The sequence below is a fragment of the Corynebacterium sp. MSK047 genome, assembly GCF_030232285.1.
Classification (GTDB): domain Bacteria; phylum Actinomycetota; class Actinomycetes; order Mycobacteriales; family Mycobacteriaceae; genus Corynebacterium; species Corynebacterium jeikeium_D.
Genome location: NZ_JASPJI010000029.1, coordinates 1 through 24,522, shown reverse-complemented (window position 1 = coordinate 24,522; position 24,522 = coordinate 1). Strand labels below are relative to the sequence as shown.

Here is a 24,522-nt window from a genome sequence, read left to right as displayed (position 1 = left end):
AGCATATACTTTCCGGAAACCTACAGGTCAATCCGTGAAAATCCGCGATTCCGGACACACTTTTTGACCCTTAACCCTCCGGCACTTATGCGCGCGGTATTGGCTCTGCCTGCGCTCATATCGATGAGCTATTCACTTGTGGCCAGGCTATAGCTCATCGATGAGTGAATACCTCATCGACAAGTGAATACCGCCCACGATCCACCCACGAGCCACCCGCACCCAAACCCCAAAACCCAACCCCCAGCGCCTCAGTATTCGAAGCATCTCAAACTCGCAATATCCGACTAACGGTCTAGACTGTGGAACCATGATTCGTACTGAGTCCATTCTTGACCTTGCTACCGTAGCCTCGGGGCAGTCCCACGCCGACGCCCTACAGGGCTCCATCGATTTGGCGCAGACAGCGGAAAAGGCTGGTTATCAGCGTATTTGGTACGCTGAGCACCACAATATGAACTCCATCGCGTCCTCGTCGCCGGCAGTTCTTATCGCAGCCGTGGCTGCAAAAACCGAGAGCATCACCCTCGGCTCCGGCGGCGTCATGCTGCCGAATCATGCACCGCTGACGGTCGCGGAGCAGTTCGGCGCGCTCGCGAATCTGTACCCGGATCGCATCGAGCTGGGGCTTGGTCGTGCGCCGGGCACGGACCAGGCCACTATGCGCGCCCTGCGGCGTGACCCGCGTTCGTCCGATTCCTTCCCGCAGGATGTGCAGGAGCTGCGCGGTTACCTCTCCGACGAGTCGCTGATCAAGGGCATCAACGCGATTCCGGGCCGCGGCACTCATGTGCCGCTGTACATTCTGGGCTCCTCGCTCTTTGGTGCTCAGCTCGCAGCGGCGCTCGGCTTGCCGTATGCGTTTGCTTCGCACTTCGCTCCAGACGCGCTTCGCGATGCCATCGCGGTCTACCGCGAGCAGTTCCAGCCTTCTGAGCAGCTGGATAAGCCGTACGCATTTGCGGCCATGAATGTCATTGCGTCGGAAAGCGAAGAAGACGCACAGCAGCAGTACTTCGCTACCCGCAGGAACATGGTCAGGCGGTTCCTGAGTCGCGGTGGGCATCACCTCACTGACGATGAGGCGGAGATTCTGATGGATACCCCGCAGGGGCGTCAGGTGCAAAATATGTTCCGTCACACGGCGGTCGGCACGGTGGCGCAGGTGCGTGAGCAGATTGCGCAGTTCGGTGAGTACTCGACGGCGGATGAGCTGATTGTGGCTCATCAATCGCTGAAGGTTCCTGACCGGCTGCGTTCGGTGGAGCTCACCGCGGAGGCCGCGGGGCTGACGGCGTAAGGCTCCAGGCCCCGACCCCCGAGGCACGCGGCCTTAAACTGACCCGCTTACTCCACTGCAGCCAGCGGCAGCGACTTTTCGCTGGCAATCTGCATGATTTCGGCGTTGGTGCGCTCGCTGAGGAAGGCTGCAAGCTCCTCGCGGCCACTTGCACCCGTGGCCTCCGTCAGGGCGGCGGCAAAGTGCGGCTCCAGCGCCGCCACGGCCACATAACCGTCGGCGCTGGGGTAGAGACCATACGTCCACAGGCCGCCACCGAGTAGTCCGCCGGGCGCCGTCATGCCGTACTTCAGCGGCGCGGCGCCGGCTTCACCGGCCTGCTTCAGGCCGATACGGCAGTGCAGGCCAGGCTGCTTTACGACGTCCACACCCGCACCCGCCCGCTTAATCAACCCGGCAAGGGCAGCGGTGACCGCAAAGTGTGCACCCAGGATGTCGCCCAACAACACCGGCGGCATGGCCGGAGGCGTGAGGGTTCCGGCCTCCGCCTGGTAGGTCAGGTCGTGGCCGGGTGTTTCGGGAGCTTCGGTATCACCGACGATGTCGATGTGCACCGGCCCATTGGGTCGCTCGTGGAGGTCCGCCAACCCCATGCGCTCCAGCGCGGAGGGGCGAACCGAGGTGATGACCACGTCGGCCTCGTCAATCAGCGAGCTCAGCTGCACGCGGCCCTCATCGCTCTTTAGGTCCGCCTGGATAATCTCGTGACCTGCGGACATAGCTTCATACCAGGGGCGGCCGAAGGCGCCGAGGGGGTCGCCTGTGGGCGGTTCGACCTTAATCACCCGGGCACCTAGCCGACCCAAGTACTGAGCGGCCAGTGGCCCCGGAACGTTAATGGCGAAGTTGACGACAGTGATGCCTGCGAGGCTGGTGTGCAGCTCGGGGGAAAACATAGTTCCACACTAGAACACATCTACCTGCCCGCCGACGCTTTCGGCCAACTTCAACTGGTTGATCCAATCGCCCTCGCCGACGCGCAGTCGGAAAATCGGGCGGTGAGCGGGGCGGGCCTCGTAGCGGACACGGGCAATCTGGCCGATTTTGGCCAGGTCCATAGCGGTTCCCTCGGTGGCCAACTGGGTGCGCGCGGCGGTGAGGCGCTCGATGACGTCGTCAAGCGCGGCGAGCACGGGTTCGGTGTTGTTCTCACACCAGGACATGACCATGTCGGGAGCAGCGGCGGCGACGCGGGTGCAGTCGCGGAAAGAGCCGGCCGCCAGCGAAATGGCCAGAGGGCCACCGGCTTCACCGGCGGCGGCAATTGCGTAGGCTGCCAGGTGTGGCATGTGGGAGATGCGGGCGACGCTGGCATCGTGGTGGTCGCTCAGCGCTGGAATGAGCTGACTGCCAAGAGCTGCTCCCAAGTTGGCGACCTGCGAAAAGACCTCAATCCAGCGCTCCGGGACGGGCTCGCCCGCAGCGTCGGCAGCAGCTGCCAGGTCGTAGGTGATGACCCAGGGGGCGCCGTCGAAAAGCCCTTCGAGCGTGGCGGACCAGCCCGCCTGCGCGGACCCCGCCATTGGGTGCGCGCCGACGAAGCGTTCCTCCATCCCGCGAGCGGAGACCTCGGCGGCGACGGCCGCCTTCACGGAGACCACATCCGTAATGCCACAGCTGGGGGCGTGCTCGTTGATGGCGTCGAGCATCGTGCCGACGACTGTCATGGGGGTGCCGATCACGATGAGCGCGCGGCTGGCCTCAGCACGTTCGAGCGTGGCCTGAAGATCTGTACTGGCGTCGAATCCCTCCTTCGTGGCTTCCTCGACCGTTGCGGACGAGCGATTCCAACCGAAGCATTCGACATTATGAGCCCGCAGATCGCGCATCATGGAGCCACCGATGAGGCCCAAACCGAGGATGCATACCGCGGGTAGTTGTGCAGCTGACAGGGAAGACGAAGCAGGGGAGGGGGACTCGAAATTGCTCACCTGACAAGCATGACATACAGCGACTAGCGTTGTGGGTTATGAGCACGACCTTTTCCGGAGGGTACACCTCCGATGACGACCGCTCCTTCGCGGTTGCCGTAACTATGGGGGAGCGCGGTTGGCGTGTCGTCGACCTCGGGGACGACGCCACCGATTCGCTCGCTGACGCCGCACAGGCACTGCGCAATCTGCGTTCGGAACGCGCTGCTGTCGGAATGCTCAATATCGATGACGACTATTTCATTCTTGTGCGCCAGGGCGTTGGGTCGCTGCGCGTTGTGCTTTCCGACGCTACCGCTGCCGTCACCGATGACATTGCGGCAGATGTGTTCGACGAGCTGGATCTGGATATCCCCGACCTCGACGAGGACGAGCTCGACGATGTCGATGCCTGGGCTGAGGGGGACATGGATATCCTCGCTGACCTGGGCTGTTCGGAGGAAGCCCTGGAGTCCATCTGTGACGATCAGTCGCTGTGGGCGTCCGAGCAGCTTCTGGCCATCGCCGAGGAGTTGGGGTGTGCCGAGGAGCTAGCCGATGTCGCCGACCTGGATTACGACGGCGACGATGACGACTACGACCCCTATGACGACTAACTCTGAGAAAGGTCATTTGCACGAGAGGCCAAGCGCGCTACCCCGTCGAAAACAGGACATTCTCGACGAAGAGTGGATGCGCCTGGCTATTGCCGAAGCTGCTCACACGGCACCCGGGGATGTGCCGGTGGGAGCTGTGGTCGTGGATGCCGAGGGCAAGGTTGTGGGCCGGGGTTCAAACCGTCGGGAAGCTGATGGTGACCCGCTTGCCCACGCCGAAGTTATTGCGTTGCGCGAGGCCACCCGCGTCGTTGGTGACGGCTGGCGGCTGGAGCAGTGCACGTTGGTCGTGACGCTGGAGCCGTGCGTGATGTGCGCCGGCGCGTGCGTCATGGGGCGCGTGGGGCGCGTGGTCTTCGGCGCGTGGTCGCCCAAGACCGGCGCGTGCGGCTCTATCGCCGATGTCATCCGCGATCCCGCCCACGCATTCACGCCGCAGGTGCGCGGGGGTGTGCTTGCCGACGAATGCTCCGTTTACCTGCGGGAATTCTTCGAACGGCAACGGCAGTTGGAAGCGTGAGCGGGGTCACAGTTAGGTCACAATTCCCGTCGTGGCTGTGACGGGCCTTCATTTTCACGTACCGTCGGAACTATTGGAGCTGCTAGACGGTGGCTCTAGAGAATAGATAAGTCGTTTACATAGGAGGCTTACATAATGAGCGAGCTGCAGAACAAGGCCGACGAGCTGGGCGGCAAGGTTAAGGAAGCTGCTGGCGACGCCGTTGGCAACGACGACCTGGCAAACCAGGGCAAGGGCGAGCAGGCTGCTTCGAAGGTCAAGCAGGGTGCTGAGGACCTGAAGGACAAGGCCACTGAGACCCTGGGCAAGCTGACTGACAAGTAAAGCGCTTAGTTCTCGGGTAGAGATAACCCCAACCGTTTCCGCTTCTGATATGCGGAGGTGGTTGGGGTTCTTTGTGTTTCGATGGCCGGCTGCCAGTGTTGGGGCTGGTTACAGCTTCTGGGCCACCAGGTCATCCAGTGGTTCGGCGGACAGTAGGTACGGGGCGATCTCGAAGACGGTACGGGCACCGGTCTCGCCGGCCTGCTTCAGGCGGTAGGCAGCGCGACCGTAGGCAACCTGGACGGCTGCGGTGAAGTCGGGGTTGCGCTCCAGGTCGAGGCCGAACTCGATGACGTGACCGGACGTACCGGCCTGGCCGCGGGTAATGACCTGGCCACCGTGCGGCATGCCCTGGTGGTCGCGGTCGAACTCCTCCTCGGAGATGAAGTCCACGATGGTCTCGTAAGGGGCAAAGTAATCCGGCATGGTCACGATGGTTTCGCGGATCTGCTCCTTGAGCTTGGCGTCCTCGTCGGCGTTGCCGGTCTCTTCAGCGACGACGAAACAGTGGCGCAGGTGGCATTCGTTGCCCTTCAGGTCTGCGCCCTCGCCCTTCTTCACGGCCTCGATAGCTTCCGGGTTCGGCTTGGTGTACTGGACACCCTTCTTCACTCCCGGCACACGACGCACGGCATCGGAGTGGCCCTGCGACAGACCCGGTCCCCAGAAGGTCATCTGGTCTGCGCCCGGCAGGATAGCAGCGCCCAGGACGCGGTTCAGGGAGAACAGGCCCGGATCCCAGCCGGTCGAGATCATGGCGATGTTGTCACCTTCGCGGGCGGCGGCGTCCATGGCCGCGCGGTGCTTCGGAATCTCGTGGTGGTTGTCGTAGGTGTCGACCGTCGTAAAGTTCTTTGCCAGCTCAGGAGCCTGCTCCGGGACATCGGTGGCCGAGCCGAGGCACACGAACAGCACGTCTACCTCGTCCTTGTACTTTTCGACATCCGCCGCCGGGAGTACGCGGGCCTCAGTGTCCAGCGAATCGCGACGGGAGAAAACGCCGACGAGTTCCATGTCCGGCTGGTCAGCGATGACCTTTTCGACGCTGCGGCCCAAATTGCCATAGCCGATGATGGCGGAACGAATCATGAGGGAGAACCCTTTCTGTGTGGCTGTACTTCTGTGTTTAAGTTTCTAGATTTCAAGCTACAGACTATTCCTTCATATCTCAGCGGGCGTTGGCCACCCCGAATAGCGCGGCGGAGGGTTGACGGGCTTGGGGTGGCGCAGGGTGTAGTGCAGCGAGAGCGGCTTGGCAGAAGCCTGGTCGCTCTGACCTGGGGATTTGGTAGATAAAGGGGCTACCTGTAACGTTTTCTAGCGGTGACGTGTCCGAGCGGCCGAAGGTGAAGCACTCGAAATGCTTTGTGCGGTAACCCCGTACCGAGGGTTCAAATCCCTCCGTCACCGCCAATAAAACCCCCGGTGGTTCCTTTAGGTAGGAGCCCCGGGGGGTTTTGCATTTAATCGGCCCTGATTGTCTGGGTGTGGTGGAGGTGTGGGAGGTGTCCGTCGTAAAGCGGCAAATGGTGAGGCGCCCGACCTGGAGCACCTAAATCACAAAATTAACATCAGTAACACACACCCCATTGTTCACGTTTATCCGGGAAGTCCGCTACTCTTAGCAAAAGTATTTCCGGTTTTTATGTCGTGCCCGCCCCAATGACCGTGTCAGCGCCAGAGTTGATGTTGGCCAATCCGGGGTGGTCGCTAGCATCGGAGTAGCGAAGAGGCTTCAAACTGCAGGTGAAGTCCGAGGGAGTGCTTGGGTAGCGCGAACTTGGGGAAGCTGCAGTTGGGGGCGGTCCAGGCGAATATTAGACGTAAGGGAAACTTGACATGGCAAAGGCCTTGTTCAAACTCGGCAGGTTCTCCTACCTGCATAAATGGACTGTGATCATCGCGTGGTTCCTGATTTTGGCGGGGCTGGGCGGTGCAGTTGCCGCATTCCAGAAGGGGTTCATCGACCAGTTCTCGATCCCCGGCATGCCGTCGGCAACGGCTTCGCACGTGATTGAGGAAAAGTTCCCCGATGTTCCGAACCCAATTCGAGAGCAGCGTATTTATGTCGCCTTCGAGGCCCCCGAGGGACAGAGGCTCGATGCCCCACAGAATAAAGAAGCTGTTGACCAGGTCATTAACGGCATCCGCGACAATGTCGGCCAAATCGCCGACGATTTGCAACTTCACAACCCGGTAGACCTCAATCCGAAGATGCAGGCGATGGTCAAGGAACAGGGCATGGCCGCTGGCCTGCCCAAGGATGTCGCCGAGGCCGATGCCAATGCCATGCGTACCGTGTCCGATGACGGTCGCTACGGTATTTCCACCTTCGTTTTCGATGCCAAGATGCCGCAGGACATCGAGCCGGAGAATATGCAGGCGCTTCTCGACGCGATGCAGGCTGGTCGTGACGCAGGTATCAAGGTCGAGGCCTCTGGCCCGGGCATGCAGCCCGCGATTGAGGTGGCTCCGACCTCGGAGATTATCGGTGTGACCGTGGCGTTTATCGTGCTGGTTGTCACCTTCGGCTCTCTGGTGGCTTCGTTCCTGCCTATTGTGACGGCGGTAGTGGGCATCATCATCGGTGTCTTCGGTGTGACATTGATGACCGCATTCACTGACGTCAACTCGATTACCCCGGTGCTTGCCGTCATGTTCGGCCTGGCTGTCGGTATTGACTACGCACTGTTCATCCTCTCTCGCTACAGGGCAGAAAGAGCCCGAGGGATGACCAACGAAGATGCCATCGGCATGGCTACCGGTACGGCTGGCTCCGCTGTGGTTTTCGCAGGCCTCACTGTGATTGTCGCGTTGGCAGCGCTGACGGTGGCCAAGGTGCCGTTCATGTCCCTGATGGGTATTTCGGCGGCAATCACGGTGGCCTTCACAGTGCTGGTCTCTCTGACCCTGCTGCCGGCAGTTATGTCTCTGCTGGGCGACAAGGTCTTCGCTGGCCGCGTGCCTGGTGTTGCCGGCAACCCCTCGCGTAATGCGCGCAAGGGACGCCGCTCTTCCTTCTTCGGCGAGATGACGATGGGACGCCGCTGGGTCACCTTCGTCCACAAGGCCCCAGGGTTGTTCCTGGTCGGCTGTATCGTCTTGCTGTTGGCGTTGGCCTACCCGGCCATGCACTTGAAGCTGGCGCTGCCGTCGGACTCTACTGCGGCGAAGGACAGCACGAACCGCAAGGCCATCACCATGATTGAAGAGGGCTTCGGCGCGGGACGTAATTCACAGCTCATCATTATTGCCAAGTCGGATGATGTGAAGCCCGACGCACCGGTGCTCAAACCGCTTATCGAGTCCCTGAAGCAGACCAACCCGGAACTCTCTGACATCGAGGCCGCCCGTAAGGCTTCCTATAGCTACGCTGTCGACCAGTTCAAATCCAATGTCGGTGTCGAGCACATCCAGATGATTGGCATGAATCATGACGGCACTGCGGTCAAGATGATCATGACCCCGAAGTCGGGTCCGCTCGATCCTGCGACCAAGCAGCTGATGAACGCGGTGCGCGATCAGCAGAAGCAGATTGAGCAAACCACCGGCCTATTCACCGGTGTCACTGGCCTGGTTCCTATCGAAATTGACATCACCGACCGTCTCCAGGGCGCAATGCCGCTCTACTTGGGCGTTGTCGTGGGTCTGGCAGTGATCCTGCTGCTGATGATTTTCCGTTCCCTGATGGTGCCGGTGACTGCTGGCGTGGGCTTCTTGCTCTCTGTCGCAGCCGCATTCGGTGTCACGGTGGCATTTTTCCAGGATGGCCTCTGGGGTGTGATTAGCACTCCGGGTCCGCTGGTCAGCTTTGTGCCAATCTTCCTCATTGGTGTGACGTTCGGTTTGGCCATGGACTATCAGGTCTTCCTGGTTTCCCGCATGCGTGAGCATTACACCCACAACAAGGGTGAGTCCTCACCAGAGTCGAAGTACAACGCGGTCGAAGAATCGGTCGTTGAAGGCTTTACTCTTGGCGCTCGTGTGGTCACGGCCGCTGCGATTATTATGATCTCCGTCTTCGCGGCGTTCGCCGGGCAACCCCTGGCGATTATCAAGGTATTCGGTTTCGCGCTGGGTGCCGCAGTGCTTTTCGACGCCTTCGTTATTCGCATGACCTTCATCCCGGCAGCCATGTTCCTGCTTGGCCGCGCTACTTGGTACATGCCGAAGTGGCTGGACAAGGTGTTGCCTTCTGTGGATGTCGAAGGCTCTGCCCTGGAAGAGGTTTCCGAGGAGCTGGTGGAGAAGGGCCGCCGCGAGCGTATGGCTCGCGGTGAGTCCCTGTTGCCCGAAAGCGAAGGCGCTGGGCGTGGCTTTGGCGACGCTGACGCTGATGAGGACGAAGCAGACAGTGCTGCTGGTGAAGTCGGTGCTGGCGCGGCAGGTGCAGCGGGCGCGGCCGCTGCAACGGGCGCAGCTGGTGGTACTGCTGTGGCTGTCGCGACCAAGAAGCGTAACCGCTGGATTCCGAAGCGGAAGAAGGCAAAGCTGAAGGAGCTCGAACCCGCTGACCAGTCCGAGCATGCCGAACAGTCCGCGCGCACTGAGCAGGCCGAACTGTCCGCCCCGACGGCGCCAGCTGAGCCAGAGCAGCCGGCACAGCCAGAGCAGGCGGAGCAGGCGGAGCAGCCGGAGCCGACCGAACAGCTCATGCAGCCCGCGCCAGCTGAACCAACCGATGCCCAGCCGAACCCGGAAAGTGCCAAGGACGTCGAGGTCCGCCCGTACTACAGCCCGGCTCGTAAGCGGAAGAAGATTACGGTTGCGGAACTGATGAGGCGCGAAGGACTCGAAGAGGAAGCGCCACGTCGTAGCCGCGCCGTGTGGGACCCGGAAAACGCTGCCCAACCCGAGGAAAACGACAGCGCTGAGTAACGTGCGAATAGCACCCAGGTAACCTCAAGGCATTAGCACTGGACCACAACCAAGGAGCTTCATGTCGCAGTCGAGGACGACGGGCTTTGACGTCGTAAAGCAAATCGAAGGCGCGCGCGGACGTGCTGGCACCATCCACACCCCGCATGGCGATATTGCTACGCCGGCGTTCATTCCGGTCGGCACGAAGGCGACCGTGAAGACGCTCACGCCCGAGCAGGTGCGATCCACCGGCGCGCAGGCCATGCTGTCGAACGCGTACCACCTGTACCTGCAGCCCGGCGAGGAAATCGTCGACCATGCCGGCGGGTTGGCAAAGTTCTCCAACTGGAACGGCCCGACATTCACCGACTCCGGCGGATTCCAGGTGCTCAGCCTCGGCGCGGGCTTTAAAAAGACCCTCGCGATGGACGTCACCGGCATGCAGAAAGACGACATCGTCGCCGAGGGCAAAGAGCGCAACGCGTTTGTCGACGAGGACGGCGTGACTTTCCGCTCGCACATCGACGGCTCCGAGCATCGCTTCACGCCGGAGGTGTCCATGCGTATTCAGCACGCGCTGGGCGCCGACATCATGATGGCGTTCGACGAGCTCACCACGCTGATGAACACCCGCGGCTACCAGGAGGCATCCGTCGAGCGCACGCACCGCTGGGCGCGCCGTTGCCTGGAGGCTCACAACGAGCTGACGATTTCGCGCGGTCAGGTCGATGCGCATGTTCATTCGCTTGACGACGACCAGTTGCCCATCCAGCAGTTATTCGGTGTCGTGCAGGGTGCGCAGTACGAAGACCTGCGCCGCAAGGCCGCCCGCGGGCTGGTGGAGCTCTCCCGCGAGTTCGAGGATGCCGGCCAGCTCGGCTTCCACGGCTATGGCATTGGTGGGGCGATTGAGAAGCAGAACCTGGGCCTGATCTGCGGTTGGGTCAACGACGAGCTTCCCGACGACCGCGCCCGCCACCTGCTGGGGATTTCCGAGCCGGACGATATTTTCGCCGCTGTCGAGGCCGGTGCCGACACCTTTGACTGCGTGGCTCCGACGAGGCTTGCCCGCCGTGGTGGTGTGTACACGCTCGATGGCCGGATGACCTTGACGAATGCCCGCTTCAAGAACGACTTCCGCCCCGTGGATGCGGAGGTGCCCTCCTACACTTCGCTGAATTATTCCCGGGCCTACCTGCATCATCTGTTGAAGGCCAAGGAGTACCTGGCTGGCACGCTGTGCACGATTCACAACCTGTTTTTCATGGTGCAGCTGGTGGAGAACATTCGCGCTGCGATCCTGGAGGACCGGTTCTTCGAGTATCGCGATGAGTTCATGGGCCGCTACTACGCCAACGGTGGCCGTGCGGTGGGGAATTAGGAGTCGGCTGGGGGCTGGGGTGTGCTGGGGAGTGCTTGGGTCGGTTGGGCTGTGGCTGGGCTGGGGCTAGGCTTCTGCCTTTTCGCACTTCACGACAGCCATGTCACCTCGTGCCATCTGTGGAGGTGGCATGAGGTGACACCCGTGGCGTGAAGTGGCAGGGAACACCCGAATCAGTCCAGTGGCGTGAAGTGGCGGCTGGGCGGGCCCGGGGGGGGGGAAGCCCAAAACTAGACCTAGCTCTACTGCGCGAGGCAGTCTCAACCGGCATCATGGAGGGCATGATCACGGTTGAACGACTCAGCAAGAAGTACGGTTCGAAATTAGCCGTCGATGACCTGTCCTTCACCGTTCCCGACGGTGTAGTGACAGGTTTTCTCGGCCCAAATGGCTCCGGCAAGTCCACCACCATGCGCTGCATGCTGGGCCTCGACGCCCCGACCACAGGCCAGGCCTTGTTCACCGGGACGGATTCCCAGGGCAACACCTACAGCAACCAGCCCTTTTCCACGCTGAAGAATAAGCCCAGCATTGCCGGCGCAATTCTGGATGCCGGTTGGCACAACAAGGCTCGTTCGGGCCGCGCTCATCTGCGGGCCCTCGCCCGCGGCGCCGGTATCCCCGACACCCGCGTGGAAGAGTGCCTTGAGCAGGTCGGTATGACCGAGGCTGCGAAGGACAAGGTCGGCGGCTACTCGCTGGGTATGAAGCAGCGTCTGGGAGTGGCGGCGGCTCTGCTCGGCAAGCCGCAGCATCTGATTTTGGATGAGCCGGTCAACGGCCTCGATCCCGAAGGCGTCTCGTGGATGCGCCACACCATCAAGGCCCTGGCCGCTCAGGGCTGTGCTGTCTTCGTGTCGTCGCACCTCCTTTCCGAGATGCAGCTCACCGCCGACCGCATCGTCGTCATCGGGCGCGGCCGCATGATTGGCGAGTACAGCATGGATGAGTTCCTCGCTGACGGCACGGTCATCGAAGTTGAGGTCGACGATCCGGCACGGCTGCTGCAGGCGTTGGGGCCGGTGGCGCGTGGGGTTGACGTCGATAAGCAATTGCGCATTCCGCTTTACGACGGCATCAGCGAGCAGCAACTCCGCCGCGACATTGCGGCCGCTGCCCTGCGTGAGGGGCTGTTGGTGACACGGTTGAACACGAAGCGCGACAACCTGGAGGAAAAGTTCCTGGCTGCGACCCAGGAATCGCAGGAATACCGCGCGCAGGCGATTGGGCAGTAGGGGAGTGACTGAGATGAGTTTTGGAAACGCTTTGCGGTCGGAGTGGACGAAGCTAGCCAGCCTGCGTGGCACGTGGGTGTATGTGGTGTTGTTGGTGGGCTCGATAGCTGGGCCGATGGCGGCTTTCAGCATGGCGGCGGACGCTGGTGCAACCGCTGATTGGGAATTGCTGCTGTTGGGGACCGTGATCTTCAACATGATCGTGATTGCCTTTGGTGGCTCCACCCTGGCGGGTGAGTACAACGATCAGATGAATGCGCATGCGTTCTTGACGCAGGACCGAAGGAGCCTGTGGCTTTCGGCACGGATGACGCTGACCCTTGTGCTGATTGCTGTCTGTTGGGTCATTGGTGTGGCGCTTGCTTGGCTATCGGTGACGGTTTCCCCGCGCGTGGAGTTCAAGGGCGGCGACGCTGCCACGGACATGCTCGCCGGAGTGCTTGGCTTTGTAGTGTTTGGACTAATCGCGATGTCGCTGGGAGTGCTGACGCGCTCGCGCGTGGCCGCTGTCGCTATTCCGCTGGTGTGGATTCTGGTGGTGGAAAGCATGCTGGAGTTCGCGGCGCTGGCGTATGCGATTTTCCGGCCACTGTGGCTGGTCACGCCGGGTGCACGCATTCAGCAGTTGTCGACGCAATTGGGCGGTCTGATGGCAAATCCGGAGAATCCACGCATCGGGTTTGAGGCCGGCATGACGCAGCCGATGTGGTTCAACATCGTGGTGCTGGTGGCCTGGATTGTTGTGGCTGTTGGCGTTGCTCATTGGGTCAATGCCAAACGGGATGTGAAGTAAAAGCAAAAAGTGCCGCGACTACTCGCTTCTCAGGCGAGGTCGCGGCACTTTTTTCGTCGTTAAGCGGGAACGCGCGTGTCGTAGTAGCCTTCGCGGCGCTTGACCCACGCGATGACGGCGTAGGTGACTGGCATGACTACAATCTCGACGGCGGTCTTCCAGATGAAGCCGACGATGACGTAGTTGACGAAGGTACCCCAGGTATCGATGCCGATAGCGGTGGCGGCGATGGAGCAGAAGATGAGCGTATCGACGAACTCGCCAACCACAGTCGAGCCCATCAGTCGCGCCCAGAGAGCCTTTTCACCAGTGCGCTTCTTAATGGCGTTGAGCGACCAGGCGTTGAGCAGCTGACCGACGACATAACCGGCCAGACCTGCGAGAACAAGCTGCGGGACGGTGCCCAGCACAGTGGCGAAGGCTTCCTGATTCTCGTACCACGGTGCCGCCGGGAGCTTGATGGCGGCAAAGAAGCAGAGCATTGCGCCGGCGAGGATGGCGAAACCGGTCCACACGGTGCGGCGGGTGGCTTTGTAGCCATAGCACTCGGAAAGCACGTCGCCGATGACGTAGCTCAAGGGGAAGAGGAAGAAGGCACCGTCGGTGGCCAGGCCGAAGATTTCCACGCCCTTGGTGGCGGTGATGTTGGAGACAATCAGCACGCCAATGAAAATGGCCGTGAACATCGGGTACAGCGATTTCGGTACCGGGATGTGGCGTGGCGTGTGTGCTGTGGATTCGGACTTAGTTGCGTTCTCGGGCGCGTGCGAGGTGCTCACAGCGGCAGCCTCGGCGTTGCCCGGCCCAGACTTGGGCAGGTTTTCGTTATTTGTCACGGGAGGGAATGTTACCTGCCGGCTAGGGCTCCAAGCGAGTGCCGATGAAGTCTTCGAGGCCGACTTTGCCTCTCATCCTCTAACTCCTGTGGGTTTGAGTCCGCAGGAGTTAGAGGATGAGCGGGTTTAATTATTTGTTTTCTTAGCTCCACGCTTACTGCGCATTCCGTTAACAATAAATGTAAAACAGCTTACAATCAGGCTGGCAAGAGCGATTAAGCAGTAGAGCAGCGCGCGATCTGTCTTTGCCGTAATAGCTGCTGTACTCATAACGGCAGTCTGGTTAGCTAGTTTGCTCAATGTGTACATCCCATTTGCGATGCCCAGGAGACAGAGGAGGCTCACGACTAGTCCGATAATGGAAATCGATGCTAGCCAATTTACGCGCAAACGTGATGACATTGTTCTCCTCTAAAAGATCCGCTTACAAAAAGTCACGCATACATTAACCCTTGATTTTATTGAGAGGTCATGAATGCCTTTCGAGTAATAGATGAATTTCCTCCAAGATGATTTGAATTATTCAACCGGAGATCTTTCCCCAAGATTTCAACTATCATCTTGGGGTCTCGCTAACATATTCCTGTGACCAGTTCCCAACGGTTGACTAATTCCACTTTACCCACCGGCCGCTACGCCCCTTCGCCGACCGGTCGGCTGCACCTGGGAAACCTGCGCACCGCGGTTCTCGCCTGGGCGCACGCCCGCGCGCAGGGCGGTCGCTTCATCGTGCGTATCGAAGATATCGACCGCCAGCGCTCCCGCCCCGAGTATGAGGCGCAGCAGCTCGCCGATCTCGAGGCCATCGGCATAGACTGGGATGGCGCCCCGGTCCGCCAGTCAGAACGCTCTGACCTGTATGAATCCGCGCTCGCCGACCTCACGCAACGCGGCCTGACTTATCCCTGCTTCTGCACGCGCCGTGAAATCCTCGCCGCCTCCTCCGCGCCGCATGGCGTGCCAGGGCAGTATCCCGGCACGTGCCGTTCGCTTGACGACGAGCACCTCTCCGCGAAAAAGGCCGAATTTGCGGCGGCGGGGAGAAGGCCGTCGATACGCCTGAAATCGCAGGTGAGTGAGGGGGCCGCGACCGATGAGCTGTATGGCGAGATTGCCGCTCCGATCGATGACTTTGTCCTCCAGCGTGCCGATGGCATGTGGGCCTACAACCTGGCGGTCGTCGTCGATGATGCCGAGCAGGGTGTCACCGAGGTTGTGCGTGGCGATGACCTGATGTCCTCGGCCCCGCGGCAGGCGTACTTAGCCGGATTGCTCGGTCACACCGCACCTTCGTTCGTGCACGTTCCGCTGGTGGTGAACTCTGAAGGGCGGCGACTGTCCAAGCGCGATGGCGACGTGACTCTCGGCGAGGTGTCGGTGGATGCAGCGCAGCGGTGGATTCTGGATTCGCTGAGCGGTGGCGGTGATGCTAGCGATGGCGGCGGGAGCGTAGAGCTCGACTCCATCGCTGACCTCCCGGAAGCCCTGCGTGCGGGTCTGGAAATTCCTCGCGAACAGGTGATTTTCTAGGGGCTGCCGAGAACTACGGCTAGTACATACGTTAGGGGCAAGAGTGCGAATGCAACTAGTGCCGCCACGATTGTCAAACCGTTTGCCCGGGCCTTCAGTGCTGCAAGAAAGCTAACCAGGCCGAATCCGAAGACTCCGACGGCGAGGGGGATTGTCCAGGCATCGGAGAGCGCAGTGCTGACGAAAAACAGTCCAATGTAGCAGGTCAAGGCTAAGAGAAGTGCAGCAACTGCAAAATTGCGGGAGCGGTTCATGATATGGGTCTTAGGATTCCGCTAGAGGATCTTTGCCACCTAATTTCATTTCGAAGCGTTTGTAATCCTCGAGGGATGCGAAGTGGCGAGAATAGATGTCGATGTCTGTATCGACGCGACCGTAAAGAGCGGGGGCGACATCGACGATGTGGCGCAACGTGACAGATCCTCCCGAGTGGGAAGGATCTTCTGGGGCTAATTCATTTTCGTGGGCTAATGCTTCGACCTGCGCGTATGCGGCGCTATCAGAATCGGCAAAGACAATGTATAAGTCCTCACGGAAGAAGCTCTCATTCGCCGAGGTTGAATCTCTTTGCTTTGTTAACTCAAAAACTGCAATTCCGATGTATGGTTCCATCTATTTTTCCGTTCTTCGATTGCCGCCTAGTTCAGTACGAATTTGAGGCTTTCTTACTGGACGCCACGTTTACTCGAATTGATAAACATTGGATTGTTGCTGAAACCTGCGCTTACCCTATCACTGCCGATACCCTCGGGGCATGTCTACTCTTCTAGTCGTCCACCATTCCCCGACCCCGCTCCTGCAGGAAGTCTTAAGCCATGCGCTCGAGGGCGCCAACGACCCCGCGCTAGAGGGCGTGGATGTCAAGGTCGTCGAGGCCCTCGACGCCACCATCGATGACCTGACCAGTGCCGACGCTATCCTGCTCGGTACCTCCGCCAACTTTGGATACATCTCCGGCGCGCTCAAGCACTTCTTCGACACCACCTTCCGGGAGGCGCAGGAAGTTACCAAGGGGCTGCCATTTTCCTACTGGATCCGCGGCGGCTTCGACACCACCGGCGCGGAAAACGCCATGAAAACCATCACGACCGGCTACAAGTGGGAGCTTGCGGCCGAACCCGTCGTGTTCGTCGGCTCGCTTGACGACGACATCCCCGACCGCCTGGTAAATCTCGGTGGCACCATGGCTGCCCAAATTTTGGGCTGATTGAAGATTTAGTATCGAGGCCGTGAAATAATGACCGGGTGAAAGATTCAGGGGCACAAGGGTCGCAAGTGACGTCGTCAAGCGAGAAAAACCGCAAGCCCATGATGAGTCTGCTGGGGCCTGCGTTTGTGGCGGCGATTGCCTACGTGGACCCCGGAAATGTGGCTGCGAACCTGTCTGCGGGCGCGAGCTACGGGTATCTGCTGCTGTGGGTGCTGGTCGTGTCCAACCTCATGGCGATGGTTGTGCAGTATCTGTCGGCGAAGTATGGCCTGGTGACGGGGCGGTCGCTGACCGAAGGCGTTGCCGACCGCTTCGGTTCGAACCGGCCGGGGCGGCTGGCGTACTGGGTGCAGGCCGAGATTGTGGCGGCAGCGACGGATGTGGCGGAAATTATTGGTGGCGCCACCGCGCTGTATCTGCTCTTCGGAACGCCGATGCTGCTCGGTGGTGTCATTGTCGGTGTGGTCTCGCTGGGGCTGTTGTTGCTTCAGGGTGGGCGTTCGCAACGCACTTTTGAGGGCGTGATTGTGGCGTTCCTGCTGGTCATTACGGTGGGGTTCCTGGCCGGGCTGTTTGTCACGGGCTTGAGCCTCGGGGAGATGGCCAACGGAATTCTGCCGCGCTTCCAGGGCGCGCACACCGTGGTGCTGGCGGCATCCATGCTGGGTGCGACCGTGATGCCGCATGCGGTCTACCTGCACTCCGGGCTGGTGCGCGACCGCGAGTACAAGGTGGAGGATGACTCCTCGCTGCGCCAGCACCTGCGGGCCACGCGCCTCGATGTCTTCGGCGCCCTCGTGCTGGCTGGGTCGGTGAATATCGGCATGCTGTGTCTCGCGGCCGAAGCGCTCCCGGGGGTGGAGGGGACTGACTCTATCGAAGGCGCCCACGCCGCTGTGACCAGCGCACTTGGTCCCGTGGTGGGCATACTTTTCGGCGTTGGGCTGTTGGCCTCCGGGCTGGCGTCGTCCTCTGTCGGCTGCTACGCCGGCGACCTGATTATGCGTGACCTGTTGAAAGTGCACGTGCCGATGCTGGTGCGCCGCATAGTCACCATCATTCCGGCGCTGCTCATTATCGCCAGCGGCGTGGAGCCGACCTGGGCGCTGGTGCTCAGCCAGGTGGTGCTGTCGATTGGTATCCCGTTTGCGCTGGTCCCGCTGGTGCGCATGACCTCCTCGCGTGCCGAGATGGGCATCTGGGCCAACACCCCACTACTGCGCCGGGTCGCGTGGGTTATCTGCGGGCTCATCATCGCGCTCAACGTGGCGCTGGTGGTCCTGGTGCTGACGGGGAAGGGGTAGCTTCCGGGAGTGGCGGGGTGGGGCCTCGTCGTAAAGCGTGCGGGAGATGGTAGACAAAGCTGTCTAGTTGGTGTTAGTGTGGGCGGCACGATCACAAGATATCGACGAGAAATGGCCTTTGACAGCGTCGATAGGCAACCGCCCGATTCGCGGACCCGGTGCCCCAAAGGAAGATCAGCCCCACAGACCGCCTGCGGGGAAGAGCGAATAGGAGCGCCAAATGCACACCACAATAAGCGACGTCCACATCATCCACCTCAGCCGTCACACCGCTGACCTCCTCGTCGACGGCCGACCCGTCGCCATCCGGCTGCAAGAAGCCGACATCGACCCCCACTCCCGGAATCTCGTCCAACTCCCCGTCGACCCCGCCTTCTACGCCACCCTCCGCAGCCAGCAACGCGCCGACTACCTCAGCGCCCACGTCCGCGACGGCGTACGCTACGGCCGCATCCTCTGGCACGAGCTTGACGACGGTCGCCACTTCCTCACCATCCCCACCATCGGCGGCTACCACGTGCACCAGGTCTTTGAAGTCCGCCGCAGCCGCGAAGGAGTGTGGAGCCGGCACTGAGCTGCTGGTTTCGTGCGCGTGCCTGGCGTGATGAGCGCGGCGCGGATGCGCGCGGGAACCTCTCCGCCTAGCCTTGGGCTATGCAGGTACGAGACTCCGCAACACCCCCGTTCTGGCCCACCGAAGGCGAAGGCGACTTCTACACCGACGCCGCCGCGGCCGTCGACCGGCTCACCGAAATCCACCGGGCAGGAATGGCCTACCTAGTCGAGCAGTACACCGCCGCCACCGAAGGAAATTCCGGGAGTGGGCCGGTACGCGCCTACTACCCCGAACTACGCTTCACCGTTCCAGCCGGCAGCGCCGTGGAGGATGTCGACCCCTCCCTGTCACACGGCTTCGTCGACCGTCCGGGAGTGTACGCCACCACCATCACCCGCCCGGTGATGTTCCGCACCTACCTCATCGAGCAAATTACCGACCTGCTCGCCAACCACGGCGGCGAAGTCGAGGTGCGCGTCTCTGACCAGCCCATCCCACTCCGGATGTGCCGCGGATTCGACGCGGCCGCCGAGGAAGCGGCGGGGAGGGAAGGGGCGTCGGCAAGCATGCTGGCGGCAGTGGAGAAGACGTTTACCCCCATCGACTCCGCCAGCATCGACGACACCATCGCCGACGGCGAAGCCGACTACCTGGGCCTGCTCATCAAACCCTTGAGCCTCTTTACCGCCCAGCGCATCGACCTCGCCCTCCAGCGCCTCGAGCATTACACCGGGTCGCACGCCGCAAACATCCAGCGCTTCGTGCTATTTACCAACTACCAGCTGCACACGGACGTGTTCCTCGAATACGCCGCCACCCTCACTCCCGGAAATCCGCACGGGTACACGGCGCTGGCGTGCCCGGGTGGGCAGCGCTACGACATCGGCGCCATCCCCACTCCCGGAATTTGCCGTCAGCACGCGCACGCCTCGCAGATGCCGGCGTACCACCTGCTTCGCGACGACCAATGCGGCATCACCATCATCGACATCGGCGTCGGCCCCTCGAATGCCAAAACCATCACCGACTGCCTCGCCGTCACGCGCCCGCACTGCTGGATGATGGTCGGACACTGCGCCGGTCTCGACGGCCGCATGCGCATCGGCGACATGATTCTCGCCAACGGCTACGACCGCGCCGACGGAGTCCTCGACAACTACGTGCCCCTGGAAAAACCCATCCCGCCAATTGCGGAAATCCAGCTCGCCGTCACCAACGCGCTCGCCCGCGTCTCCGGACTCACCGGCGATGAGCTGAAAAAGCGCCTGCGCACCGGCACCGTGCTGTCGACCTCCGACCGCAATTGGGAGTGGCGCTCCCAGGCCGACCTCTACCGAGAGCTGCAGAAATCCACCGCCATCGGTGTCGAAATGGAATCCGCCACCATCGCCGCCAACGGCTACCGCTTCCGCGTGCCCTACGGCGCGCTACTCAGCGTCTCCGACATGCCGCTGCACGACAAACCCAAACTCCCGAAATCCGCCCGCGAGTTCTACCAGTCCTCCAAGGAAGAGCACCTCATGGCCGCCGTGCGCGCGTGCGAGGACATGGCCGCGGCTCCCGACACCCTCCACTCCCGGAAGTTGCGACGGCCGGTGGGAGAGGTCGCGTTCCGGTAGGGCACTTTCGGGAGTGCGTCGTCAAGCCCGTTTGTGCAGATTGTGCATGCTTTACGACGGCTGTGGACAACGCCAAAAAGCGATTGAAGCCGCCCACTCCCGGAAACTAGCCTTAGCCCCATGACGACATTGGGACTGCTCAGCGCGCTGGCGACACGGGGCATTGACGTGCTCGCCGACCTGCGCGCCGCACTCCCGGAAAAATCCACCGGGCACCGGGAGTTGGCAGCCAGCATCGGCTTCGACCCCTTCCGGCTCAAGCGCCTGCTGCGCTGTGCCGAGCGGCTGTTCGGCACGGTCGAGGGCGATGTGGACGTCGAATCCCGTGACAAGGCCGTCGCGATTGCCCGGGAGCTGAAGCTGTCGCTGGACACGGTCATGCAGATCGACAAGCGCTCCGGGCAGCTTAACAACGTCGAAATCCGGGAGTACTACCGCCTGGACTTCACCCGCGCCGCCGCGGCCTACGACTTCGAGGGCCTCGACACCTACATGCGAACCAAGGTCAAGGAGCTCAACCGCACCGACGAGCCGCCGCAGCACCTGCGCGCCCACGTCTCCCGGAATCCGGACATCCGCGGGATGAAGCATCTGCAGGTCACTGGTCCGGCGAACATGATTGACGACCTGGTCGCGCCGCTGACCGTGCGCGCAGCTGAAATCGCCAAAGCGCACGAGGATTACACCCGGGATCGGTGCGTCGGTCAAGCGCTGGCAGAACGCTTGGCGCACGGGTCGGAGGGGCCGCTTGACGACGTCGACAAGCTCCGTTACCAGCCCGCGCTCATCGTAACCGCGCAAGACATCGTGGAGTACAGCCCGCGGTTTGCGGCGACCTCCAACGGCTCCGTCCTCACTCCCGGACAATTCGTCGAGGCATTGCTCGCGGACACCGGCTGGGTGCTGGTCTACGACGAGCACAACACTCCGACCGACCTACTCCCGATACACAACCCGCGCCTGGCGACGGAGGAACAGCGCATCGCGATGATCCTCGACAACCCCATCTGCGCGTGGCCCGGGTGCCCGCGCCCCGCCCACGCCGGGCAGGCCCATCACCTGGTCGCCAGGAAAAACGGCGGCGCCACGACTATGGAAAACATGGTCATGACCTGCAAAGAACACAACGCCGCCAACGATGACGACAGGCAAGGCCTCAACGGGCACCTCGAGCGTGACGACGGCTCCGGCGCGGTCTACCGCCACCCGCCGTCTCCGCACGCGCCGCCCGAATTCAACCTTGCCTACCCGACAGCTCTCGCGGGGCGGGCCTACTCGGGCTACCGTCAGCGCGAATAGCTTTACAGATATACCCGTAGGGGGTATGCTTTGGGGTATGGCTAATCAAACTTTTACTGTTACTGGCATGACATGCGGACACTGCGAGGCATCGGTGCGGGAGGAAGTCTCTGAACTCCCGGGAATCACTGATGTCCAGGTTGACCGCTCCCGGAATTTCCTTTCCGTGACCTCGAATGCAGACATTGACACCGCTGCCGTAATCGCAGCAGTGGATGAAGCTGGCTACAAGGCGGTCGCAAACTAAACCCCCAGAGAGGAAAGCGGATGTCTGAGCAGCAACTTCTCACCCTTGATATCCCCGTCGGCGGGATGACGTGTGCGTCGTGCGCAAACCGTATCCAACGCAAGCTGAACAAACTTGATGGCGTTAACGCGAGCGTGAACTATGCGACCGAGAAGGCGCATGTGGAGGCGCCGGCGGACATCAACCCGCAGCAACTGATCGACACAATCGTGGCAGCGGGGTACACCGCTGAGCTTCCGCAGGAGGAGCCCGAACAAGAACCGGGTGCTGCTCCCGAAGGGAAAGACCGGGAGCTGGAAGACCTGCGCAACCGAGTCATCGGCGCTGTCATCCTCACCGCTCCCGTCATCGCAATGTCGATGATCCCTGCCCTCCAGTTCACTAATTGGCAGTGGCTGTGTCTCACGCTCTCGGCGCCGGTCTTTGTGTGGGCCGGCTGGCCGTTCCACCGCGCGACACTGAAGAATCTGCGTCATGGCGAGGTCACCATGGACACGCTGATCACTATGGGGGCGACCGCTTCGTTCCTCTGGAGTGTGTGGGCGTTGTTCTTCGGGCGTGCCGGGCTGCCGGGGCTCAAGCACGAGTTCCACTTCACGGTCACTCCTGGTGATGCCGATATGAACATCTACCTCGAGGCGATGGCCGGCATCATCATGTTTGTGCTGATTGGTCGTTACTTCGAGAAGCGCTCCAAGCGCAACGCCGGTCAGGCACTCCGGGAGTTGATGAAGCTTGGCGCCAAGGATGTCTCCGTTCTCGAAAGTTCGGGAGTGGAGAAGCGGCTGCCCGTGGAACAGCTCCGTCCGGGAGTGGTGTTCGTCGTTAGGCCTGGTGAGAAGATCGCGACGGACGGCGTTGTCGTGGAGGGCGCGTCGGCGGTGGATGCGTCGATGCTGACCGGCGAACCGATGCCTGTCGAGGTCGGCCCTGGCGATGAGGTGACGGGGGCGACGATCAATACGTCAGGGCGGCTGCTCGTGCGGGCGACGCGCGTGGGCTCGGAGACGCAGTTGGCGCAGATGGCGGCGATGGTCGAGGCGGCGCAGACGGGTAAGGCGCCGGTGCAGCGGCTGGCGGATCGGGTTTCGGGAGTGTTCGTGCCCGCCGTCATCGCGATCGCCGCGGTCACGCTGGGCGCGTGGTTGTTTACGGGGCACGGCGCGAGTGAGGCGGTCACGGCTGCGGTCGCCGTGCTCATCATCGCGTGCCCGTGTGCGCTTGGCTTAGCGACGCCCACAGCGCTCCTGGTCGGCACGAGTGAAGGTGCCAAGGTTGGTGTGCTGCTGCGTGGCCCGGAGGTGCTGGAGTCGGCGCGGAAGGTCGACACGGTTGTGCTGGATAAGACCGGCACGGTGACTACGGGTGTGATGGAGTTGACGGAGGTCCCTCCCACTCCCGAAAATCTGCTGCCGCTTGCCGCTTCGGTGGAGGCGGCGTCGCATCACCCGATTGCGCAGGCTATTGTGCGTGCGGCGGATCCGGATTCTCTACTCCCGGTTTCGGATTTCCGGGATATTCCGGGAGTGGGGGTTGAAGGCACCGTGGATGGCCACCGCATCGAGGTCGGTCGCTCCGGGGAAAATTCCGGGAGTGGGGGGACGGTGGTTGCGGTGCGCCGCGACGGCGAGCTCCTGGGCACGTTGGAGGTGTCGGATTCGGTGAAGCCGACGTCGGCGGCTGCGGTCGCGAAATTCCGGGAGTGGGGGGTGCGGCCGATTCTGCTGACCGGCGACGCCGCCGGCCCGGCGTTTCGGGTCGCAGATGAGGTCGGTATTGCTCGCGAGGATGTGATTTCGGGAGTGATGCCGGAGGATAAGGTCGCGACGATTGAGAAGTTGCAGGCTGGCGGCGCGTGTGTGGCGATGGTCGGCGATGGCATCAATGATGCTGCGGCTCTTGCGCAGGCGGATTTGGGCATGGCGATGGGCACGGGCACCGATGTGGCGATGGAGGCTGCGGATATCACGCTGGTGCGTGGTGATTTGTTGGCGGCTGCGGATGCGCTGCGGTTGTCACGCCGGACGCTTCGCACGATTCGTTCGAATCTTTTTTGGGCGTTTTTCTACAACGTTTTGGCAATTCCTGTCGCCGCGCTGGGGTTGTTGAATCCGATGTTGGCTGGCGCTGCGATGGCGTTTTCGTCGGTTTTTGTGGTCGGCAACAGTCTGCGTCTGCGCGGTTTTTCTCCGAGTCAACCAGCTATTCAAAAAGGAGTAACTCATGAGTGAGTCTTGTTGTTCGTCGCAATCGCATTCGCTTGACGACGATTCTTGCTGCCATGACACCACTGATCCCGGTTATCTCGCGGAGAAGCGGCGTTATGAGTCCCGTATCCGTCGCATTGAGGGGCAGGTTCGTGGCATTGGTCGGATGATTGAGAACGAAGAGTACTGTATCGATGTTTTGACCCAGATTTCGGCGGTGAATTCGGCGTTGAAGTCGTTGGCGTTAACTCTTCTGGATGCTCACCTTCATCACTGTGTGGTGCATGCGGCTGAGGGCGGCCCGGAGGAGTTGGATGCCAAGCTGGAGGAGGCCTCGGCGGCGATTGCTCGGCTGGCTAAGTAACTCCCGGAAAAATTCCGGGAGTGGGGGCGAAACAGCATTCGGCAACTGGCGTCGGCAGTCGGCAACCGGAGTTGGTTGCTGTTGGTGGCACCGATTGCGAAGAAGTACCGCTTAAATGCCTCGTTTTCCCTGGTAGGGGGCGCGTTTTGGGAAAATGGGGTTTGTTGGGTAGTCTTTAACGACGTTGGAGGATTCGACTAGCGGCCTATGTCACACGCCTGGAACGCGTGCGGGAGTCACATCCCTCGTGGGTTCAAATCCCACATCCTCCGCAGAGTGAAAACCCCCGGTTTACGCCGGGGGTTTTCTTGTATTTATGCAGGTGAGTGGATTTGCGGGTTAAGGGTCAAAATGTGTGTCTGGCTCGGCGTGTCGCGGGGGTTAGATTTGGCCTTTTTGAATGCCGATTG

General features: G+C 61.4%; 23 protein-coding genes, 2 tRNA genes and 1 riboswitch. Of the genes, 19 read left to right on the top strand and 6 right to left on the bottom strand.

What is annotated here, in order from left to right; genetic code table 11:
• Positions 1 to 310: 310 nt before the first annotated feature.
• Complete coding sequence (locus QP981_RS10325; protein WP_284857974.1) at positions 311 to 1,300, top strand: LLM class flavin-dependent oxidoreductase; 990 nt, start codon at positions 311 to 313, stop codon at positions 1,298 to 1,300.
• Positions 1,301 to 1,347: 47 nt separating this feature from the next.
• Here QP981_RS10325 and QP981_RS10320 read toward each other — a convergent pair whose 3' ends face one another.
• Both QP981_RS10320 and QP981_RS10315 read right to left on the bottom strand, forming a co-directional pair.
• Complete coding sequence (locus tag QP981_RS10320; protein ID WP_284857973.1) at positions 1,348 to 2,196, bottom strand: CoA transferase; 849 nt, start codon at positions 2,194 to 2,196, stop codon at positions 1,348 to 1,350.
• Positions 2,197 to 2,205: 9 nt separating this feature from the next.
• Positions 2,206 to 3,231, bottom strand: coding sequence for a prephenate dehydrogenase (locus QP981_RS10315; RefSeq protein ID WP_284857972.1), 1,026 nt, complete (start codon positions 3,229 to 3,231; stop codon positions 2,206 to 2,208).
• A 38-nt stretch (positions 3,232 to 3,269) separates the two neighbouring features.
• Here QP981_RS10315 and QP981_RS10310 point away from each other — a divergent pair, with 38 nt between their 5' ends.
• The 3 genes from QP981_RS10310 to QP981_RS10300 all read left to right on the top strand — a co-directional run bounded on the left by QP981_RS10310 (position 3,270) and on the right by QP981_RS10300 (position 4,671).
• A complete protein-coding gene (locus tag QP981_RS10310) occupies positions 3,270 to 3,827 on the top strand; it encodes a tRNA adenosine deaminase-associated protein (RefSeq protein WP_005510946.1) in 558 nt (185 codons plus the stop codon).
• Positions 3,817 to 4,347 (top strand): tRNA adenosine(34) deaminase TadA, encoded by a 531-nt coding sequence (gene tadA / locus QP981_RS10305; protein ID WP_206539813.1) that lies wholly within the window; start codon positions 3,817 to 3,819, stop codon positions 4,345 to 4,347. The genes QP981_RS10310 and tadA overlap by 11 nt, the downstream gene beginning before the upstream one ends.
• Before the next feature lie 135 nt (positions 4,348 to 4,482).
• Entirely contained in the window at positions 4,483 to 4,671 is a 189-nt protein-coding gene (locus QP981_RS10300; RefSeq protein ID WP_005510930.1) for a CsbD family protein, read from the top strand.
• Between the two features lie 108 nt (positions 4,672 to 4,779).
• On the opposite strand, the gene QP981_RS10295 is transcribed toward QP981_RS10300, so the two are convergent.
• Positions 4,780 to 5,760 (bottom strand): diaminopimelate dehydrogenase, encoded by a 981-nt coding sequence (locus QP981_RS10295; protein ID WP_070603636.1) that lies wholly within the window; start codon positions 5,758 to 5,760, stop codon positions 4,780 to 4,782.
• A gap of 233 nt (positions 5,761 to 5,993) precedes the next feature.
• Here QP981_RS10295 and QP981_RS10290 point away from each other — a divergent pair.
• The 5 genes from QP981_RS10290 to QP981_RS10270 all read left to right on the top strand — a co-directional run bounded on the left by QP981_RS10290 (position 5,994) and on the right by QP981_RS10270 (position 12,940).
• Positions 5,994 to 6,084, top strand: a tRNA-Ser gene (locus QP981_RS10290).
• A 426-nt stretch (positions 6,085 to 6,510) separates the two neighbouring features.
• A complete protein-coding gene (locus QP981_RS10285; RefSeq protein WP_284857971.1) occupies positions 6,511 to 9,549 on the top strand; it encodes an MMPL family transporter in 3,039 nt (1,012 codons plus the stop codon).
• Between the two features lie 61 nt (positions 9,550 to 9,610).
• A complete protein-coding gene (tgt, locus tag QP981_RS10280; RefSeq protein ID WP_284857970.1) occupies positions 9,611 to 10,912 on the top strand; it encodes a tRNA guanosine(34) transglycosylase Tgt in 1,302 nt (433 codons plus the stop codon).
• A 281-nt stretch (positions 10,913 to 11,193) separates the two neighbouring features.
• Positions 11,194 to 12,147, top strand: a complete 954-nt coding sequence (locus QP981_RS10275) for an ABC transporter ATP-binding protein (RefSeq protein WP_284857969.1) — start codon at positions 11,194 to 11,196, stop codon at positions 12,145 to 12,147.
• Positions 12,148 to 12,160: 13 nt separating this feature from the next.
• Complete coding sequence (locus tag QP981_RS10270) at positions 12,161 to 12,940, top strand: ABc transport system integral membrane protein (protein ID WP_049190211.1); 780 nt, start codon at positions 12,161 to 12,163, stop codon at positions 12,938 to 12,940.
• Between the two features lie 59 nt (positions 12,941 to 12,999).
• Here QP981_RS10270 and QP981_RS10265 read toward each other — a convergent pair whose 3' ends face one another.
• Positions 13,000 to 13,776 carry a queuosine precursor transporter gene (locus QP981_RS10265; RefSeq protein ID WP_070438881.1) on the bottom strand — a complete coding sequence of 259 codons (777 nt, stop codon included), beginning with the start codon at positions 13,774 to 13,776 and terminating at the stop codon, positions 13,000 to 13,002.
• A gap of 126 nt (positions 13,777 to 13,902) precedes the next feature.
• On the bottom strand, positions 13,903 to 14,046 hold the full coding sequence (locus QP981_RS10260; protein ID WP_224783815.1) for a hypothetical protein: 144 nt from the start codon (positions 14,044 to 14,046) through the stop codon (positions 13,903 to 13,905).
• Between the two features lie 315 nt (positions 14,047 to 14,361).
• Between QP981_RS10260 and gluQRS the strand changes: the two genes are divergently transcribed.
• Positions 14,362 to 15,306 carry a tRNA glutamyl-Q(34) synthetase GluQRS gene (gluQRS, locus tag QP981_RS10255; RefSeq protein WP_016421857.1) on the top strand — a complete coding sequence of 315 codons (945 nt, stop codon included), beginning with the start codon at positions 14,362 to 14,364 and terminating at the stop codon, positions 15,304 to 15,306.
• A 264-nt stretch (positions 15,307 to 15,570) separates the two neighbouring features.
• Here gluQRS and QP981_RS10250 read toward each other — a convergent pair whose 3' ends face one another.
• Positions 15,571 to 15,918 (bottom strand): DUF4288 domain-containing protein, encoded by a 348-nt coding sequence (locus tag QP981_RS10250; protein ID WP_016421859.1) that lies wholly within the window; start codon positions 15,916 to 15,918, stop codon positions 15,571 to 15,573.
• Positions 15,919 to 16,060: 142 nt separating this feature from the next.
• On the opposite strand from QP981_RS10250, the gene QP981_RS10245 reads away from it, so the two are divergent.
• The 9 genes from QP981_RS10245 (at position 16,061) to QP981_RS10205 (ending at position 24,384) form a co-directional block, all read left to right on the top strand.
• Positions 16,061 to 16,513: a flavodoxin family protein gene (locus QP981_RS10245; RefSeq protein WP_284857968.1), complete on the top strand. Its 453-nt coding sequence runs from the start codon at positions 16,061 to 16,063 to the stop codon at positions 16,511 to 16,513.
• A 38-nt stretch (positions 16,514 to 16,551) separates the two neighbouring features.
• On the top strand, positions 16,552 to 17,820 hold the full coding sequence (locus QP981_RS10240) for an Nramp family divalent metal transporter (RefSeq protein ID WP_284857967.1): 1,269 nt from the start codon (positions 16,552 to 16,554) through the stop codon (positions 17,818 to 17,820).
• 89 nt (positions 17,821 to 17,909) lie between these two features.
• Positions 17,910 to 18,030, top strand: a riboswitch (SAM riboswitch).
• Between the two features lie 10 nt (positions 18,031 to 18,040).
• Positions 18,041 to 18,394, top strand: coding sequence for a hypothetical protein (locus tag QP981_RS10235; protein ID WP_284857966.1), 354 nt, complete (start codon positions 18,041 to 18,043; stop codon positions 18,392 to 18,394).
• Between the two features lie 80 nt (positions 18,395 to 18,474).
• Positions 18,475 to 19,995, top strand: a complete 1,521-nt coding sequence (locus QP981_RS10230; protein WP_069359018.1) for an AMP nucleosidase — start codon at positions 18,475 to 18,477, stop codon at positions 19,993 to 19,995.
• 120 nt (positions 19,996 to 20,115) lie between these two features.
• A complete protein-coding gene (locus tag QP981_RS10225) occupies positions 20,116 to 21,294 on the top strand; it encodes an HNH endonuclease signature motif containing protein (RefSeq protein ID WP_070642835.1) in 1,179 nt (392 codons plus the stop codon).
• A gap of 37 nt (positions 21,295 to 21,331) precedes the next feature.
• The gene (locus tag QP981_RS10220) at positions 21,332 to 21,541 is read left to right on the top strand and encodes a heavy-metal-associated domain-containing protein (RefSeq protein ID WP_070603629.1); all 210 of its coding nucleotides are present in this window, start codon (positions 21,332 to 21,334) and stop codon (positions 21,539 to 21,541) included.
• Between the two features lie 20 nt (positions 21,542 to 21,561).
• On the top strand, positions 21,562 to 23,772 hold the full coding sequence (locus tag QP981_RS10215; RefSeq protein ID WP_284857965.1) for a heavy metal translocating P-type ATPase: 2,211 nt from the start codon (positions 21,562 to 21,564) through the stop codon (positions 23,770 to 23,772).
• Entirely contained in the window at positions 23,765 to 24,112 is a 348-nt protein-coding gene (locus QP981_RS10210) for a metal-sensitive transcriptional regulator (RefSeq protein ID WP_016421867.1), read from the top strand. Before QP981_RS10215 ends, QP981_RS10210 begins: the two co-directional genes overlap by 8 nt.
• Positions 24,113 to 24,298: 186 nt before the next feature.
• Positions 24,299 to 24,384: transfer RNA gene (locus QP981_RS10205), tRNA-Ser, on the top strand.
• Positions 24,385 to 24,522 lie beyond the last annotated feature (138 nt).